The sequence below is a fragment of the Actinoalloteichus spitiensis RMV-1378 genome (assembly GCF_000239155.1).
GTDB classification, from domain to species: domain Bacteria; phylum Actinomycetota; class Actinomycetes; order Mycobacteriales; family Pseudonocardiaceae; genus Actinoalloteichus_B; species Actinoalloteichus_B spitiensis.
This window is the reverse complement of the sequence record NZ_AGVX02000499.1, coordinates 1-2,922: the sequence shown is the minus strand read 5'-3', so window position 1 is coordinate 2,922 and position 2,922 is coordinate 1. Positions and strand designations below refer to the sequence as shown.

Here is a 2,922-nt window from a genome sequence, read left to right as displayed (position 1 = left end):
CAGCCGCCGGTGGGCAGCACGTGGTTGGAACCGGCGCAGTAGTCGCCCAACGACACCGGGCTGTGGGCTCCGACGAACACCGCCCCGGCGTTGCGCACCCGCGCCGCCACCGCCCCGGCGTCCTCGGTCTGGATCTCCAGGTGTTCGGCGGCGTAGGCGTCGACCACCCGCAGCCCGTCGGTCAGGTCGGCGACCAGCACGCAGCCGGACTGCGGGCCCGACAGCGCGGTCCGGACCCGCTCGCTGTGGCGGGTGGTCGGGACCCGGCGGGCCAGTTCGGCGTCCACCGCGTCGGCGAGGTCGGAGGAGGTGGTGACCAGCACGCTGGCGGCCAGCTCGTCGTGCTCGGCCTGGCTGATGAGGTCCGCGGCGACGTGGACCGGGTCGGCCGTGTGGTCGGCGAGCACCGCGATCTCGGTCGGGCCGGCCTCCGCGTCGATGCCGACCAGCCCGCGCAGCTCCCGCTTGGCGGCGGTCACGTAGATGTTGCCCGGCCCGGTGACCAGGTCGACGGGGAGCAGGTCCTCCCCCGTGGTGTCCTGCCCACCGTAGGCGAGCAGCGCGATCGCCTGCGCGCCCCCGACCGCCCAGACCTCGGTGACGCCGAGCAGCTGGCAGGCGGCCAGGATGGTGGGGTGCGGCAGGCCGCCGAACGCGGCCTGGGCCGGGGAGCACACCACGAGCGAGTCCACGCCGGCCTGCTGGGCGGGGACGACGTTCATGACCACGCTCGACGGGTAGACCGCGTTGCCACCGGGGACGTACAGGCCGACTCTGGCCACCGGCACCCACCGTTCCGTCACCGTTCCGCCGGGCACGACCTGGGTGGTGACGTCCCGCCGCCGTTGGGCGGCGTGCACCCGGGTGGCCCGGGCGATGCTCTCCACCAGCGCGGACCGCACCTCGGGGTCGAGATCCCGCTCGGCGTCGGCGAGGGCCTGCGCCGGGACGCGGACGCAGGCCGGGCGCACACCGTCGAAGCGCTCGGTGAGGTCGAGCGCCGCCGAGACCCCGTAGCGCCGGACCTCCTCGACGAGGGGGCGCACCCGATGCAGCACCGTGTCCACGTCGACCTCGGCGCGCGGCAACACCGTGCGCAGCTCGGCGGCGGACGGGACGCGGTCCCGCAGGTCTGTTCGGGTGAGCATCGGTTTCCTCGCACTCGTCCTCGTCGTCGCGGTGCTCCTGGTCCCCACCGGGCGGCGGGTGTGCCGCGGGTCCGTCCGGGCTGGTCCCGCCCGTCCGAGCCCCAGCTGGAGCGGCCTCCAGGGTAGAGGGCGGGGCGCGTTCACGAACGGGGCTCTCCGGTCACCGGTGTCGGAGGCGGACCGTTCCGGCGACGCGCACCGGCTGGTGCGCTGCCCGGGATGACCGGGGGTGACCTGTTCCTGAACCGGCCCGGTTGCCGTGCGGCGGATCCCGGGTGGCACCCGGTCGTCCGCGCGGGCCCGGGGCTCGGCCGTCCTCGGTGTGCTGCCGCCATCCCGGTCCTGGCGGCTCGGCCCCGGGCTCACCCGCGCGTTCCGCGCCAGCGGGAGCACGCCCGGTGGCGGACGCCGGAGGTCCCGGCGCGCCGCTCCGGTCAGCGGGTCAGTTCCGCCACCTCGGCGACGGCGGTGTCGACCTGCTCGGGCGAGACGAAGTAGTGGGCGGAGGCCCGGACCAGGTCGGGCAGGGCTCGGCGGGTGGCGTCCAACAGGGTCGAGTTCGGTTGGCTCGTCGTGACCACGACCCCCCGGTCCCACAGCGCGTCCCGCACCTGGTCGGCGGGGCGGCCCTCGACGGTGAAGGTGACGATCCCCCCGGGCTCCGGTCCCAGGTCCCACAGGCGCACGCCCGGGAGCGTGGACAGGCCGGCGCGGAGCCGGGCGGCGCGGTCGGCCACCTCGCTGGCGACGGCCTCCATCCCGAGGTCCCACGCGTAGTCCAGGGCAGCGATCAGCCCGAGGCGTCCGGCCACCGCGTGCTCGAACCGCTCGAACACCCGGGCGTCGGTCCGCATCCGGTACCGGCCTGGCGCGGTCCACTCGGCGGCGGTGTGGTCGACGAGCCGGGGACGAAGCCGGGGGAGGACCTCCTCCCGGACCACGAGCAGCCCGGTTCCCCGGGGGCCGCGCAACCACTTGCGGCCGGTGGCGCTGAGCAGGTCCACGCCGAGGGCGTCCACGTCGACGGGGCGTTGTCCGACGGTCTGGCAGGCGTCCAGCAGCACCAGCGCGTCCACCTGGTGCGCGGCCAGGACGACCTCCCGCACCGGGTTGACCAGGCCTCCGTTGGTGGGCATGTGCACCAGCGAGACGAGGCGGACCCGTTCGTCGAGCATCCGGCGCAGCGCGGCGAGGTCGAGCCGCCCGTCCTCCCCAGGGGGAACGGTCTCGACGGAGATGCCCGTCTCGTCACGCCGCCGGAGGAGTTCGACCGCGTTGGTCCCGTACTCGGCCTCACTGATCAGCACCCGGTCGCCGGGGGCCAGGGGCACGGCGTCGAGCGCGGTCAACCAGGCCTGGGCGGCGCTGCCGGCGAAGGCGACCTCGGTGGGCCGGCACCCCAGCAGCCGGGCGGCGCTGTGGTAGCCGCGTTCGAGGTCGTCGATCCGCTCGGCGGCGGCGCGGTAGCCGCCGACCTCGGCCTCCCGGCGCAGGTGGCCGGTGACGGCATCGAGGACCACGGCGGGGGGCAGGGAGGATCCCGCGCTGTCCAGGAACACCAGCTCCTCACAGGCCGGGGTGTCGACGCGCACCCGGTGCAACTCCACGGTCCCCCCTCGGCGCGGCGGTGAATCCGGGTCGCAGCCTAGCGAGCGCGCCACGTTCGGCGGAAGGCTCGCCGACCGGCGGGACCGCGAGCGTGTCCTCCTGGCGGAGCGCCGGCACGGTCGGGCCGGCGCCGGAGCGCCGGTGCGCTCCCCCACGCCCGCCCCCT

General features: G+C 75.8%; 2 protein-coding genes. Both read right to left on the bottom strand.

Features of this window, described 5'->3' with window-relative positions; translation table 11 throughout:
- Positions 1-1,148 (bottom strand): histidinol dehydrogenase (gene hisD / locus ACTIDRAF_RS0220270; RefSeq protein WP_016700547.1); only part of this gene is annotated, 1,148 nt, incomplete at its 3' end.
- 434 nt (positions 1,149-1,582) lie between these two features.
- On the bottom strand, positions 1,583-2,755 hold the full coding sequence (locus ACTIDRAF_RS0220260; protein ID WP_016700545.1) for an aminotransferase class V-fold PLP-dependent enzyme: 1,173 nt from the start codon (positions 2,753-2,755) through the stop codon (positions 1,583-1,585).
- Positions 2,756-2,922: the final 167 nt, after the last annotated feature.